Origin of the sequence: Vibrio sp. Of7-15 (assembly GCF_022347565.1) — a bacterium.
Taxonomy (GTDB): domain Bacteria; phylum Pseudomonadota; class Gammaproteobacteria; order Enterobacterales; family Vibrionaceae; genus NORP241.
In genome coordinates this window covers 212,100-228,736 of the sequence record NZ_JAKRGH010000001.1, presented here as the reverse complement: position 1 = coordinate 228,736, position 16,637 = coordinate 212,100, and the positions used below count along the sequence as shown (strand labels likewise).

The window sequence follows — 16,637 nt, the reverse complement described above, 5'->3', positions numbered from 1 at the left end:
TAAGAGGTGTTAACAGCAAGCAACACCATGCTTCCTCTTCTATTTACGTGATACTTACCGCTATTTCGGCTACAAAGTCTTCAGACTGAAAATAAAACAGGCCGTCAAATCGACGGCCTGTTTTGCTTATTTACAGAGTAACGAATACATAATAGCTAATCCGTTAAACGCCAAGTGCTCGACAAATTTTTGAGCTAATATGTAGCCCAAACATCATGGTGGCGCAAGCTACAGCCATCGCCAGTACAAATACAATCCAACCTTTCACTCCTTCTTCATCTGCTGGGCCCTTGATATCGACCTCCATAACAATAGAAAGGTAATGCATAGCCAACATACCTACCGCTCCGGTACTAAAGGAAACCGGGATCAAGAAAAGATGTCTAACAAATCTTTTAAATAGAGTGTCCGCCTCTAACGAGTATACATGTTTCATTTTTCCATTCTCATTTCATTGGTTTGGCTACTAAAAAGTACACTGTGCTCCAAAATCAAAACCACCAGACGAAGGAGAAGAGTTATCGTTTCCATCATTCCCTTGCCCCTTACTATATTCATTATATGCAGCTTTACCCCCAGACCACACGGCACCACCAGTTGTCCCGATCGCAGTTTCAGCCATAGAATTCGCTGTTGGTGACATGGTATCGCTTAACGCTTTACTGCCAGCCAACATCCTTGGTGAAAGAGACTCCGTCATGTTGTGCTGTGCCATGGTTGTGGTTACATCACCATACACACCAACCTGCTTCGCGGTCTGTTGAGTAGCAAATTTTGCAGCAGGCCCCAACACACCACCAACAATCGCTGCTTCACCGACCATCTCTGGTGTTACTTCTTGACCATCAATGACACCATTATTTATTACTGCTGCTCCTGTATTTGTAATTGCACCTGTAACTGCTGCAGTTACATACCCTCCACCAGGTATCGTTGACAATGCAGCAGCAGCTCCACCAACTAAAGACTTTTTACCAATATTTGCCCAACCTTGACTCGGGTTAGTTGCATATTCAGCAACCCCTGTGATTGCAGCTCCTATAGCAAATGCTGCAACTTGTGCAATACCGATATATTCGCCTGTAGGATCAACATACATGACAGGGTTACCTCTGGCGTATGCGTAAGGTGACCATTGCTGTGGATCTGTGAACCTGGCATCCATGGCAAACACTGGATCAGGCGTAATAAACTGAGCAAAGCGATGATCTAAATAACGGTGATGGAAATAACCTAAACCTGTTTCTTTATCTCTTTCCTTACCGGTAAACAAATACGCTGAATCTTGATTAGGGCCAAATCTTTGTTTAAGACTGCCGTAAGGTTCGTAATTGTAGCCAGCTACCGCTTCCGCTTTTTCATTCAGCGCTAACTCCACAGAACCAAGGTGCTGATGCAAATAATAACGGCTCGCTTTAAACGTTCCGCTACGCTGCCTAGATTCCGCAATTCTCTGCCCACCAATAGCGACAAACTTAACCAACTGGTCATTACGAATTTCTGAGCTGTCATCAATATAAATAACATGCTCTCTGGTTCCGTCGGCCTGAGTTACAACTTTAAAGCGCCTTTTATTCGTAGAATCATAGCCGTATCGAGTAACACTACCTTCAGCAGATATTGATTCAACCAACCTTTGGTAAGCATCCCATTGATATTGGTTTTTGCTATCTTTTAGGCGATTCCCGGAAAGATCATAACTGATCTCAGAAGTGGTAAACGTTAGCGCATTCGGGCCCGCTCTATTTGTTGAGTGGCCGATGTTATTCCATGTATTTGCATTTGTTAGATCAACACTATCTCCATACCGAACAGACAACTCAGAAGTATTAAATGCATTCGTATCAGTAATGCCTAATAAATTACCAATTGGGTCATACCGATAAGATAAGTCATGATTCTCAAATTGCGATTTAGTTAAACGATACCAACTGTCATATTCAAGACTTGTGTCTTGATTTAACGTCGCGGGTGTTGTGGCCAGCTGCTTGGCCAACGCCATTAATGAACTGTGGGAACGTTCATCGTCTATACGCGTTATATTAGAAACAGGATCTAATTGATATGCGAGGTTTTGAAGCTCACCACCACTTGGTAAAGAAGATTCGATTCCAGTCAGGCGGTGACGACTGTCGTAGTGATAACGTGTATTTACACCATTTGATAGTGTACGCTGCTTTGGTAAACCTGCGGCAGTATAATCCATATTGGTTAACACGCCATCCACCTTTTCGAGTAAACCTCCTTCGTTATAGTGGAACTTAACTTGATCACCATCTGGGTACGTTTGTTGTACGACTCTTCCTACTTTGTCATACCGCTTCGAAGTGCTGTATTGCTGATTTAAAACGTTAGGGACTTGTATATTCCTATTTGTTTCAACAATTAACCCACGAGGGCTGTAACTCCAATTCGTATTTCCTGAAAGGTCTATTACTTGTGATAATCGACCACGAACATTCTGCTGACCTGCCGAGATTACATTGTCATAAAAATAGCGTGTATCTGCTGCTGTTGCTTTAAGAGAAGGTGCCCACTTAGTACCAGATGCAAGCTGCTCACTAGTTTTTTGTGAGTACTCTGCCACTTTGCGATCTTGACCGTCATAGCGATAGTGTACTTCCCACCCTCTTGCATCACGTGTTCCAGTAAGGTTTCCATTTAAATCATAATGATGCCAAGACTCACCTCGGTTTGGATCATTAATGTACGTTTGTCGACCCAAGCCATCATAATGCATGGTCCGAACATTACCTTTCGCATCCGTATACTGGGTAAAGTTTCCTAACGAATTAAATTGATAATTACTTGTCCAAACCTGTGTGCCCGATGCTCTACCAAATTCATCCACTAATGTATGTTCAGAGACCTGTCTGATCCGACCGTACAACTCACTTTCTGGCGCTAACCCATCATAAACAAGGTGTTTTTTAGCCCCTGAGTACCCAGTGATTCCTGACGTTTGGGCTTCATCTTCAATCCACTTCGCTAAAGGCTCATAATGAACCAAGCTAAACGTCCTTCCTCCATCTTGCACACTGTGTGGCTGAGTAGTTTTTACTATTCGGTTTAATCCATCATATTCATAGTCCGCCCCTGAACTTGGAGCTAAAGCACTATAAGCTAGCCCAGATGAAAAATAAGGCAAGTAACTGGTTTTTAACATTCCCCGACGGTTATAGACATGATGCTTAGTAACAGAAACTTCATGTTCAGCATCTTGCCGCTGCATCAGTGAACGACCACTACCATCATAATAATGGCGGCTACTTAACTTATTCCCCGAATCATCTTGCAATGTTTTCGTTTCAACCCAGTTAAGTGTTTTTCCACCAATGTTCTTCGCTATTTGATACGTATAAGCAACACTCGGGTTTTGATGACTGTCTTCAGGTAATACAGAACGAGTTAAACGGCCAAATTTGTCATAACCAAATTGAGTTTGATGGCCGTTAAAGTCGCTAAAAGATTCCAACTTTCCATAATCGTAATTATAAGATGCATTGACTGTCAGCTGGTGACTCCCTAAGTCAAATGTTTCTTTTACAGGGTAGTGATTAAACCTAACGTCATATTCAAAATAAATGGCGTGACCCGGCTCACTTCCCCACAAAGGAGCAAACTTTGAGATAACATTCCCAGCACCATCAAACTGCTGACGTATTTGATATCTAAAAGCCGTCTTATCTGAAGGCTCATACCAATCTAGCACTGCGGTTAAATTGCCTTTTTCTACATAACCCAACCGAGAAGCAGAAAAACTTTCATCGTCATAAAGCCACTGCTGCTTAGCGATGATATTGCCTTTACCGTCTCTTACTTCCTCTTCCACGGGCAGGCCAACCATGTAACTCGAATGGTTTTGAGAGAAATTTCCACTGTAACGCCAACGTGTAACGCGCTCGTCATTCCACCCTTCATCCAAACGGCCTTTCTCGTTTAAATAGGTTTGGTTGCCGTAATCATCAAAATCATATTCCCAGCCAATAGAAACTGGGTCCGCACTTCCCTTCTCTTCCCACGTTCTTTTTTTAGATATCAAAACCGTGAACTGTACTGGCTCCGAACTAGGCACAGAACCTTTAGCAATATCCCTAACCTGGCGTTGGTATTCATCCACCCAAAAAACACGACCATCTGCCGCTTTGGCTTCCACTTTTCGGGTATGTCCTTTTAGCGCCCTTGTGGTTTCTCCCGAATAAAAGTCGTATGAAGTGACTAAATCTGGAATAGAGCTATCGCCTAAGTCTCTGACACTGGCACGTTCAAAACCAACAAACTGCTTTTCTACTGCATCGTAATAACCACTGCCATAATCAAATATTTTAGTGCTTGGAATATTAGAAACACCATCAAAACGATCCGTTTGCTTGATCACTTGCATAGCAATAGGAACGGTATGAAGCCAGCGCTCATTGTCTTTCGCGTCGGTCACCATTTCATTAGCAACAGAGGCGTAAGAAATATCGGTACGGCCACCAATTCCATTCGTAAAGCTGGTTAATAATGAAGGAGGCGTATTCGGGTACAGATCTGTATAACTGTACGTCATTGCACGTCGGCCGCGCTTGTACCAGAGAATATCCGTAGAACCGTTACCGTTCATGTCTGCTAATCGGATTAAATCAGGTGATATACCCAGCGGATTCTGTAAGGTAATTGGTAAACTTAAAGCAGCACTTGAAGTAGTCTCACCTTTATTTGACCATATTTGTACTTGTTTACCACTCAAATAAACTAAATCGGCAAAACCGTCTTGGTTCATATCCTGAACCTTTATTTCTCCTCTATCAATCGTTCGAGGAACTCGCGAAAACTCCACTTTACTGCCAAAACCATTTAACCCTCGGCCAGGCCAGTAGCGCATTACACCCGGTGCCACAAACGTTAAATCTTGTAGGCCATCACCATTCATATCCGCTAAATGTACGCGGTTATCCCTAAAACTAAGGGAAGAAAGGTCACGATTTAATGGCAAGCGTATTGGGTTACTCCAACCATCAGGTAAGTTAAGAGACACAATATGTGAGGTAACTCGCCCTCCAGACGTCAATAACTGTAGAGCATCGATACGCTTATCATTGTTAATGTCCACAAGACGAACATCTGGAGAATCGAGCTGTAATCTAGCTTGTTTTAATTGGCCGTTATGCTGCCAGTTTAAATTACTGTCTAATGTAAAATAGTTCGTGCTTCTCGAATTATATTGAATGAGATCGCTTTTGCCATCTCCATTAATATCTGCCCACTTCGTTGCTGGATGTGACAGTCGAGTTCGAGTGTGGACAGCCATTTTTTTCATTGGCAACCAGTCCACTTCATGGTTACTGTTTTCACCTGAATTCAGCCAATACTTATGCTGGCTTTGGCTGGTATCAATCACATCTGGAAGCCCGTCGCTATTAATATCCACCATATCTACGTCTGGAGAGTAAATTGGGATATTTTGCATCGAGGGTAAATAGTGAGATTCAGTCTGCACTTCTGGCTTAGAATAAGTAAACGAAACCGGAGGCAAAGATTCAGAACGATCACCACTTCGTGTGGCGACAGAGGCTAGTATCGACTGATATTGGTTTTCTGAAGTCGGGAGGTAACTAAAATCATACTGTTTAACTGGTTTTCCCGAAACATCTACCGCAGCGGTTTTAATTCTAAAAGCAGTATCGATCTTATACCCTGAGACATAACTAACTAAACGATCAGGGCGAGTTTCATAGGTAAATTGCATCGAAATGCTGTTTGAGCCTAGCTGATTGTACTCTATTTCAGAAAGATACCTTTGAGATCCTGAGTCTAAAGATTGATAGCGATACACTATAACATTGTTATTTGTGTCTCTAACTTCTCCGACATTCCAACGAAACGTTCCAGACTCAGTTAACACTTTACTATTAACAGAGTTACCTAATCGATAAGTCAGTCCATCGGGCCAACTAACTAACCATTCATCGCCTTTTTTCTCATAACGTGCAAAATTTTCGCTGTATCTAGCACGATATTGATTATTTCCAATATGAATAAGTTCGACACCATTATTGGTAATATAAGTATCAAACTCGTCATTTTCATCGACAATGCCATCATTATCGTTATCTTTTCTGTCTCCATGAGGCCAATCAGTATAATTTGGAAGCCCTTTGTTCGTTCTGCGTTGTATGTACGGAAAATCAAATTTTCGGCCAAGGCCCGCAATATCATTACCAAAACCACTGTTATAGCTAAGAGTAACTGAAGGCGTCAGCCCCGCGCGACCACTAGGTAACGCCAAAGAATAACTGTGGGTACTCATTCCCGTGGATAAGTTGGGTTGAAAAGACTCACCCAAACCTTCAATGGTTCCGGGTCCAGAAGGCAAGTTGATCAGCGCTGGCTCCAACGCTGATTTTTCATTTGAATAAGAAGCAAAGGAAATGCTTCCTATCAAAGTAAGAATAAAAGCATTTTTCATAGAAAGTATCTTAATAAAGTGCTGCCAGCGGAGTGCTGGCAGCGATTAGTGGAGAGTTATCTTAAACCTAAACTTAGAGGTGTTAACAAAGGGCCGTTATTACAATCACTGTAGTTTGTTGAACGGTAGCTGTGTACGATATGAAGCTGAATATCATCAATATCTTGCGTGGAGATATACGATGAACTGTTTTCTTCACCAATTTGCAGTGACAGCCTCCAATTTGATGCTGCTACACTTCTCTCGGCAAATGCATAGGTTGGTGCTAATTGGACAAAGTTATTGATCCTTGCCGTCATATTTTCCCTATATTGGTTTTCAAATGCTAACTTATCAAACGTACCTTCCCAGAACTTAGCAGAAACCACTTTCAAACCACCTGTTAAGCTTGGGTTTTTAGGCCTTAAGAAACTGTTACCGCCGTACGTCAGATATGCGTGAATAGAATTACCCGATATGGTTTGCGAATAATTCACAACATCAATACCAATAGAGTGGAGCTTATTATCATAAGTTCCTCCATCCACAATACACTGCTTACCACTCTGATCGGTAATCACTTTCGGACCAACAAAAAGCATTTCAGAAGGTACAGGTTTCACCGTACTAAATGGAATTGAAATATAAGAAGGTACACTCGCATGACGTGAAGACTCTAACTTCAACCTAAACGCATCATCTGCACTAATCAGGTTTCCATACTGATCTTCATATCTAAAGACTTCATAGCCGTATCTATCAAACTCAGGAACAAAGCCCCAAATATCTTCTTTTAATGAAAGAACTGAATTTTTCAGTGCCTTGTTGCCAGATTGATTACTCTTAAATACATCATAGTTAACGACCTGAGCATAAAACTCTTCTAATTCAGCTGCACTAGAAATAGCAAGAACATCGAGTTTTGTTTTTCCTGAGCGAGAAATAAAGGGCTCATTCCACTTATATTCGAGTACATTAATAGCGTATACCAACCAGCTTTGTGCATCCCACATATAGCGTTCTGCCAGCTGCACTTTAGATCGAATATCTAAACCATAAGCAGGGTTATTGAAATACAGACTGTAGTCGGTAACAGATCGTGCTGCAATAAGATCGTTGTAATAGTTAGCCATTGCAAGAAGCGCTTGCATACGGTTGTTTTCCATTACCAAACTAATTTTCTCAATATCAATATCTAATTTTAATGCCTTTAATTCTAAATTCATTCTAGCTACTGATGTTGAACTCTCTATTTCATTTCTTTCTTTCTCTTTAAGCAGGATCTCCGTACGTTCACTAACCACTAACTGTTCTTTTTGAATTTCAATATCCAACTGCTCTGTTAGTTCTTTTTTACTTAATGGTGAATTTTCAGGAATGTTGTTTATCGCAATATTCTTCAACTCTTCCATATAATCCGTTTGCTGAGCACCATTATCCTCAATAATATCAACATGACTTTGTACCCAATCGTTCAATTGAATCTCTTTTTGAATTTCAAGTTCAATATTCTGCTTAAGGTTGTCAAAACGTATTTCTGCCAATTCAAGTTGCTGAACTTTGCTAGCAATCAAATTACGCTGAGTATCGATAACACTACCAGGAGAAGCGGTACTAGGTGTAACTTCACATGAACTACTTTGACAATTCAGGTTACCTACTAATTGCATTAACTGAGTACGATAACTTTGTGTTTCTTGTCGAATTGAGTTTGCCAATGATTCTTGGCTCACAATTTTGTTCTGAAGAGCTGTTTTTGCTTCCGTAGATTTCCGGACTGCTTGCTGAATTAACCCCGAAGGAGAATCAAGAAAAGCCTTAATTTCAGTAAAGGTATCAAATTCTTGATGGCCTTGATATCCATACTGATTAAAAGGAACAAAGTCGCCTTCTATACCGTAGATAACATAGTCATCCGAATTTAAATGCCTTAATTTATCTAAGTTTTCCAACGAATTAACAAATTCAGTTTCCGCATTTTGAAGAAGATAATTACCCTTATAAATAGAATTATACTGACTTCCGAGTAAACGCTTAATTTGATCAGATTTACCTTGCAGGTTTTTATGCAACAGATCGGCTTGTGTTTTCAGTTGCTCTTTCTCAAAAAATGAAGCATTATTTTTAATCGCATTCTTAGCCAGTTTATTCTCAACTTCAGCCAATTTTGCCATCACTTCAAATACCAATACGAGGTTATCTGCATTGTTATTTCTTTGAAGGTTATAATAATCCCCCGCACTATGAGGTACACGTTCAACAAAAACAGAACTGTGCGTATCAATTAGATTCCAATATTCATTTAGTGATTTAGTTAATATATCTTTAGCATTGCTTAAGAAAGCGTGCTCTTCTTTCAATGACACAGATTCATAAGGGATAGTATGAACTTTATTTAACCAATATGTCGCTTTTAGTTGCTCAGAAGCCGCCGTGAAGTAATACACATTCAAGATTTGGTCTTTTACTTTAATCAAATCGACGGATGTGGTAATGATATTACCATTAGGGTCAACTGGACCTACTTTGTTTTTCAAAGTCTTCAGCCAGCTATTCAACGTGCGTTTTGCTTCATTGATTCTGTTATAATCATTTGTGCTTAGAATATTCGCATACGTAGAATCATTCAATTTTTCAAACGAAAGTCTAGGACTTGTCCCACCCTCATATAAAGAAGCTAGGTAGCCAAACGCAGCCAAATCTGAACTCAACTCATAAGGGCCAACTATCTCACTTACCATACCATTTGAGCTAGATGGATATAATAGCCGTTCCGCATACAACGAACTCGTATAATAGCCCACACACATTTTAGTCGCAGGGTTAAGCATACCACCATCGGGGCAACTACAACCATCTATCTGTAGTTGCGAACCATCTACTAGTATTTGCGAAGCATCTATTTCATTTGCAAATTGATATTCAACCGCAGCCGGTGTGCTAAAAGTTCGGGCTTCACGGAAACTACCAGATGTCTTTTCTGCAGAAACTTGTACCCCCGCCGAAAATGACGCAGGCTCTGAAGGAGAAAACTGACTAACACTTGCAAACTCCATTGGCCCTATTGGCCCCACTGGACCAATCGGCCCAGGACCTATAGGGCCAGGGCCTGGTTCTGGACATGATATACAAATTGGTCCCGGCCATGGTTCAGGCCATGGCGTAGGCGGATGAATAACATCTGGTGGCAATATTATATCTGGTGGTAACGTAGGGCACGATGCTGGCCCCGAACCCACCTCACATAATTTATTTGTTGCAGAGAAATTTCCTGTTTCACAAAGCATTGCAAAGCTGCTTGAAGAAAATACAAACAGCCCTAAAGGGAGTATTTTTATAGACACTTTATTTAGCCTTATATTAAAAAACTAAGAAAGAAGGCTACCATTTATTTATATAAACAATATCTACAAATATATAAATATAATATAAGTGCGATAAGAAACACATTCTTATAACAATGAAGTGAAACAGCTAATTTTGTAAAAAAACATGTCAGTTAAATTGAAGTAAGAATATAAGTCTAAATTTAAAACACATTATAGATAAATATATCTGCAATACCAATCCAGTTAAGATACCATTAAAATTTTATAAAAACAAAACAGATTAATAATTTAGAGATATATTTGTTAATTACAAATTTAAATTATTTATCAATTTCAACACTTTCAAACCAATTAAATTAATTAAAACTAAAAAAACCATATTTTAATTAACTGAGTCTCATAATGTGACATCAATTAAATAGGACTTTATTTATCCCTTGATAACGCTTAGGTAAATCACGATTTCTTTTATGTACTAAATACAGCTTTTCAACCACTATTTTATTTGGTGTATGGATGAAAAGTTGGTCGCGGTGTGGAAAACTGACTAACGCGCTTTTTGGTAATACCGTAAAACCAATCCCTTGGGATACTGGTAATAAAATCTGGTGTAATTGATTAATGTAGCTTGCCGTGGGCAGTGTCTGTGTATTGAGGCTGGCTAGCTCTGGATCATCACATTGATCGAAATACAGCGATAGATAATGTGCGGCATCAGGGTGCTGGATCACACCACAGCGCACTAATAACTCAGCCGTCACAATCTTACCTTCATGGCATTTAGGTAAAATCAAACACAGCGGCTCACTACCAAGTTCTTCGCTGTAAAACAAGCTAGAGCTAGGCAGATGAGTCACTACACCTATATCCACTACCCCATTCTCAATATCGCGCAATATTTTATCATTTGGGGCAACTTCTAAGTGAATCGTCAGCCCTTGGTGCTGCTTTTGAAGTTCCAGTAACTGGGGATACAAACGCAACGCTAAAGAGCCTGAGCACGATAAACGGCACTCACCAGAAAAAGGATCATCAAAGTTTAAGTTATCTAATAGAGCCGCTTCCTCTACGGCTACTTTCACCGCGTAGTCATACACCAAACGGCCTTGCTCTGTTAACTCAAAGCTCTTGTTTTCACGTTTAATCAACGCATGCCCACACGCCTGTTCTAACTTTTTCACATGTTGGCTCACACCCGGCTGAGTCATATACAGCTTCTCTGCCGTTTGAGTAAAGTGGCCAACATCAATAAGCGTTTTAAAAGTGTGTAACCATAGAGGATTCAGCATTTTGGGCTGCCATTACAATCATTAATAACAAAAGGTTATCATAATGGGGAATATTAATAATTCAAACACCTAAGCCAGAAGCATTCCTCAGAACGCAATCACCACTCAAATAGATTCACAATGGAAATATCATGACACCCTTTAATAAAACCTTTGTTCATATTTTTGAAATAAAGTAAGTAATTCAAAGTAAAGGCTGCAAAACATTCAATTCAGCAGGTAAAGTTAGCGCCCATACAAATAATCAGATTTTAGTAACAAGGATATTATGATACCTGAACCATCAATTTGGATTTGGTTGCCGCTCGCCATTGCCATTTTACTTGCTTTTTACAAACAGACTAAAGCGGCTTTCATCTTGCTCGCTATCGCTTTACTCGGTGGATTCTTGGAAGATCGGCTTCAACTCCCTACAATGCTGTTCGTGGTTGCTTCTCTGGCCCTTGCGTATCAAACCCCAAGACTCAACAAGCCATGGCGACACCTCTCTTTAGGGCTAATTGTTCTTGGAAGCCTTGCTTTGATGATGCATTGGATCCCTGGTTTTAGTAATGCCAAAGTACTTGATGGCGTCGTGTCTGGGCCAAGCAGCGCTCCTTTCACTATGTACCTCAACCTTGATAAACCTCTTATTTTCTTTCTCTTGTTACTGGCATGGCCACCATTGCTCGGCAACGCTTCACATACTAACAAACGCGTTTTATCGCTAACCGCCATTTTATTGTTTAGTTTATTACCCATTGCATGGGGGCTGGGTGCATTAAAACCTGAGCTGTCTCTCCCATCATGGTGGTGGTTATTTATGGTCAATAATCTACTGTTTACTTGTGTTGCTGAAGAAGCACTATTCCGCGGCTTTTTACAACAAGCGATCAGTAACAAATTTGGCTGGATACCAGGGCTTATCATTACCAGCCTCTTATTCGGCTTGGCGCATTTTGCAGGCGGCCCATTATTAATCGCTTTTGCAACACTTGCAGGAGTTGGATACGGGCTCGCTTTCCACTATAGCTCTCGCCTTTGGGTGGCTGTTTTGTTCCACTTCTTATTTAACCTATCCCACCTTTTATTTTTTACCTACCCGATATTGGCTAAATAATCAAAAAACTAGTTAAAACTAACTAAAACGCACCAAAGTCTAGGTGCGTTTCTTTTTGCTACATGGAGCAATAGATATGAACTATTCTCTTAAGGCGAAATTTTCCCTAAGTGAAGTAGATGTTTAAAATATTCTTGCTCAAACTTTGTTAGGGCATCCATATTTAATGCAGCGGGAGAGTTATTCATTTTTTCTTCAAAATAGTTATCATGTATCTCAAGCGCTATTTCCGCAGCCTTTTCCATTTCTAATTCACCGGCTCTACCGCGCTTACCTATCCTTCCTGCACGGTGAGAGTAAATATTATCATGGTCTATTTCAATAACCTTAACTCGCCCAGATTTATAAAAACGCTTATATTCTTGAATCGCTTTAAAAGAATTTAAAGATTTAATGACTTCTTCTCGTACTTTTTTTTCTATTGCATCTCCTTTTAATGAAGATATTCTTTTAGAATATGCTTGAAATGCATCAGCAACTTCCAATTTAAACTCTTTAGATTCAGATATTTTTTCATGAAGAAACCTAGTTATTATTATAATATCTATCGATTCTTTCGTTATCTTATTCTTGCTCCACTCGACTCTCACTTGCGGATTTACCAAGCTTAATCTAGAGTTTAGCTTTTCATTTTCAAAAATTTTTATCTTTTTCCCTGAACTTTTTTTGTAAATAGGTCTCAACTTACCATTATGACCTACAATATTTTTTAACTGACAACACCTAAAGTCAGAGATGCTTTCAACGTATTTAAATAATTCTGGCGTCATCGCATCATCTGGTTTTTTATCACTTAAAAATATTCTATTTTGTTTATATAGATCATGTTCTCGAATATCCTTGTAACTGGTTTCGAAATTATCTTTCATTACAAAAGTAATTCCTCCAGCATAACGAGAGTCCATGCCATACCTAAAGTTAACACTACGCTCAACACTACCAATCATCCTACTGGATAGAATACCTAACATTCCATTCAAGCTTGTATTATGTGTATACAGTAATTTCTTAACCCTACCTTTGATTGACTTATTTTCATCAATTCTTTGTTCGGTATTATTACCAATGAGCTTTTCTGTCACATTTGAAATATTAATTACCGGAACTTTTTCGGGTATATTTTTTGAGTATGTAATATTACCTACACCAACCATTAAATCACGGGCATATTGTTTCTCATATGTATCTCCATAAGGGTAGGCATCTTTTATACACAATTCTTTTAGTGGAGAATCATCACCTCCCTCCCCTTTGCGAGAAATTAACTCCCTCTCTCTTGCATTCGTTAGTTCATTAGTATCTATTAGTGACGCTTCTGTATCCAACCAATCCATCCCCTTATCCTCCGATATTTTTGAGAGAAGTTCAGATGTAATTTTATCTGGCTGATACAATATATGCTGTCTCGGTAGTGGGTTACCTTCAACTTCAAGGGGCAATAGGATAGATAAACAATGCTGTTCAGATAATAACCTATCGTCTAAGTCTAAACATTCTGAGGTAGATAATGTTGCTTGAAAATTCCAATTATCCCCTCCAATAATTTTATATTCCCGAGATAATTTTCCATCAATAAAATGATAAAAATACCCAGTTTTAGCCCAGCCTAATTTATTATCTACTTGTACTGCTAACTTAACTGGAATGAATTTGGCGTTAACCTTCTTACTTCCAATTAACTGAGGCTTTATGGATTGAAAATTCTCTGTGTTGCCAACCTTAGGAAAGAGCTCATAACGTAACTCAGTTAAGCTTTCTTCCAAGCATTTTGCAGTATATAAAATATAACCTTCTTCGTCGCATGACTTCTCCCATGTTGTCACAGCCTTACTTTTTTTCTCAGGATCACTCAGAATCCATGAGCCCACTTGTAATTGAGGAAGCTCAGACATTGAACAAAGCACCTGAACATTACATTCATATTTAGGCTCTTTTTCCGGGGGAAGATCTTGAACGGGTGGCGCTTTCACCTTACTACCCCCCTGACTTTTAGCGGCACTGCTTTTTGTTGATGAAGTAGACTTAACCTGGCTTGTGCCAACACGATTTTTAGTTTGTGGGCCTCGCTTGGTCGGGTTAGAACTGCTTTCTCCCCATTGAGGCTTAAAACCCGCTGTTCTTACTTTACCTGCTGGTCTGGTTTTGCTCTCTGGGCTTACTTTGTTTGTATTTTGTTTAGGCATAAGAAAAATTCAGTTAAATACAGTCTAACCAATATACTTGATATGCACTCAAATGAATAATTGATGTACATGATGTAAGAAGCTATAACTAAAAGCCATGAATGTATACTAAGCACTCAGGTCAATTCATCATACCAAGGAAATCGTGATTATCACTCACAAAAATAACTAAGAAAGCTTGTATTACGTCAAATTGACGTGGGTGATCCAAATGTTAATCTTGAATCTTGATGAGACAATTAACATGCCCTAAGACATAAGAATAGAATATAGAAAATAGGGAGGTGACGTAGCCAAGAACAACCTGTGGCAAATGTGATCAAGTCAGCCATAGGACAATGCATAACGACAAATAACAGCCATATTGTTTGCCTCATGCACGCATTGCTGCTCTCGCGGCTACGTGTTTTTATTGAACCACAAACAAGCCGATTTGAAGTAGTACAGTTAACCTAATAGCTTTTAGAACAGTTCCCTTTTTTGCTCAATTAAATATATGCAACCAAATGCATTTTATTTAGTTATCAGCTACACTTAGGCCAAATTATTACAATTACATTGTCGCCATATTAATTATGATTATAAAAGGCGAGCAATAAGGATACTGAGCATTATGGTAAAGAAAGTTGCAGTCGTTACAGGTGGATCAAAAGGAATTGGCTTAGCCATTATTAACAAATTCGAAAGCGAATCTTACCGGGTTTATAACCTTGACTTAGAGCAGGGGCCACATGGTGAGTTTGTTGAATGTAATGTAAGCCAAGCATCACAAGTAGACCATGCTATCTCCACTATCATGGAACAAGAAGGGCGCATTGATGTATTACTCTGTAACGCTGGAATACATTACTCTGGTACGATTGAAGAAACCTCTGAAGCCGATTTTGATCGCGTGTTCGCCATTAATGTTAAAGGTGCTTACACCTTAATCAAAGCCACTATTCCTATCATGAAACGGCAAGAACACGGGGTGATTGTAATCACTGGCTCCGATCAATCTATGATCGCGAAACACAATTCATTTGCTTATAACCTCAGCAAGCATGCATTAGCTTCCATTGCGAAAACGACAGCTCTTGATTACGCAGCCTATAATATCCGTGCCAACGTGGTATGCCCCGGCACTATTGACACACCATTGTACCAAAATGCCATCGACAACTATTGCGCAAAATCTGGAGCCAATAAAGAGCAAGTACACAAAGAAGAAGCGGCCATGCAGCCATTAGGCCGAGTCGGACAACCAGAAGAAGTGGCTGAACTGGCCTATTTTTTAGCCAGCGATAAAGCCAGCTTTATAACAGGTAGTCTACAAATGATTGATGGCGGCTACACAACCCAATAATGCCGAATACGCCCTCTCCTTTAATAAAAATTATTGATCCGCACTTACATTTTTTTAATCTGAAGTGCGGTGACTACCATTGGCTACAACCCCAAAATCCGCCATTTTGGCCCGATAAGGCTGCTATTCACCGCTCATATACCGAGCACGATTTATCGCTTCCTTCATCAATTCAATTATCTGGATTTGTGCATATTGAAGCTGGGTTTGATAACCAGCGGCCATGGCGTGAAATCGATTGGCTTGAAAATACAGTAACTTTACCTTTTAAAAGCGTCGCAACCATTAACCTAACTAATGATCCAACAACATTTCAATCCGACATCAATAAACTATCTAAATATTCGTCGCTCATCGGAGTCAGGCATATCCTCGATGAGCAAGCTCAAGCTATATTAAGCTCACCTGATGTCTACGAAAACTTTGCGTGTCTGGCCCACCACTCTTTATTGTTTGAAACCCAAGTCAACGGATCTGATACCCAAGGTATTAAGCAATTAGTCCACCTTGCTCAGGCTCAGCCAACACTGCATTTCGTCATCAATCATGGTGCTTTTCCACCGCAATGTGATGATGAAATTGAGGTATGGAAGGCCAACATGAAGTATATATCGTGCTGCCCAAACATAACCATCAAAGCCTCTGGCTGGGAAATGATCAATCGCAGCTACTCAGCCAACTGGATTAATTTCATTGTCTGCGAGCTGTTAAGCTTATTTGGCCAACAACGAGTGATGCTCGCAAGTAACTTTCCTTTATGCACTTTTAGTCAGGGTTATGCCGCGTTATGGAAACTCTACCTGAACCTTTCCATACCTGAGTCCATAAAAAAACGCCTCATTTATGATAATGCCCTTCAAATTTACCACCTTAGTCACACTGACTAATCAGGTAATGACTACACTTATTTTATAAATCCCATCAATTACACATAGAAGCGAAACCACGTAAAACAGCATGAT

General features: G+C 39.8%; 8 protein-coding genes. 3 read left to right on the top strand and 5 right to left on the bottom strand.

Annotated elements, in window-relative coordinates; genetic code table 11:
• Positions 1–163: 163 nt before the first annotated feature.
• The 4 genes from MHO82_RS00880 to MHO82_RS00865 form a co-directional block, all read right to left on the bottom strand.
• The gene (locus MHO82_RS00880) at positions 164–436 is read right to left on the bottom strand and encodes a hypothetical protein (RefSeq protein WP_239181963.1); all 273 of its coding nucleotides are present in this window, start codon (positions 434–436) and stop codon (positions 164–166) included.
• Positions 437–466: 30 nt separating this feature from the next.
• Positions 467–6,451 (bottom strand): toxin TcdB middle/N-terminal domain-containing protein, encoded by a 5,985-nt coding sequence (locus MHO82_RS00875; RefSeq protein ID WP_239181962.1) that lies wholly within the window; start codon positions 6,449–6,451, stop codon positions 467–469.
• Between the two features lie 56 nt (positions 6,452–6,507).
• Positions 6,508–9,774, bottom strand: a complete 3,267-nt coding sequence (locus MHO82_RS00870) for a hypothetical protein (RefSeq protein WP_239181961.1) — start codon at positions 9,772–9,774, stop codon at positions 6,508–6,510.
• Between the two features lie 395 nt (positions 9,775–10,169).
• On the bottom strand, positions 10,170–11,048 hold the full coding sequence (locus MHO82_RS00865; protein WP_239181960.1) for a LysR family transcriptional regulator: 879 nt from the start codon (positions 11,046–11,048) through the stop codon (positions 10,170–10,172).
• A gap of 268 nt (positions 11,049–11,316) precedes the next feature.
• Between MHO82_RS00865 and MHO82_RS00860 the strand changes: the two genes are divergently transcribed.
• On the top strand, positions 11,317–12,147 hold the full coding sequence (locus tag MHO82_RS00860; protein ID WP_239181959.1) for a CPBP family intramembrane glutamic endopeptidase: 831 nt from the start codon (positions 11,317–11,319) through the stop codon (positions 12,145–12,147).
• 89 nt (positions 12,148–12,236) lie between these two features.
• On the opposite strand, the gene MHO82_RS00855 is transcribed toward MHO82_RS00860, so the two are convergent.
• Positions 12,237–14,330 (bottom strand): hypothetical protein, encoded by a 2,094-nt coding sequence (locus MHO82_RS00855; protein ID WP_239181958.1) that lies wholly within the window; start codon positions 14,328–14,330, stop codon positions 12,237–12,239.
• Positions 14,331–14,943: 613 nt separating this feature from the next.
• Here MHO82_RS00855 and MHO82_RS00850 point away from each other — a divergent pair.
• Both MHO82_RS00850 and MHO82_RS00845 read left to right on the top strand, forming a co-directional pair.
• A complete protein-coding gene (locus tag MHO82_RS00850) occupies positions 14,944–15,675 on the top strand; it encodes an SDR family oxidoreductase (protein ID WP_239181957.1) in 732 nt (243 codons plus the stop codon).
• Positions 15,675–16,562, top strand: a complete 888-nt coding sequence (locus tag MHO82_RS00845; RefSeq protein WP_239181956.1) for an amidohydrolase family protein — start codon at positions 15,675–15,677, stop codon at positions 16,560–16,562. Before MHO82_RS00850 ends, MHO82_RS00845 begins: the two co-directional genes overlap by 1 nt.
• Positions 16,563–16,637: the final 75 nt, after the last annotated feature.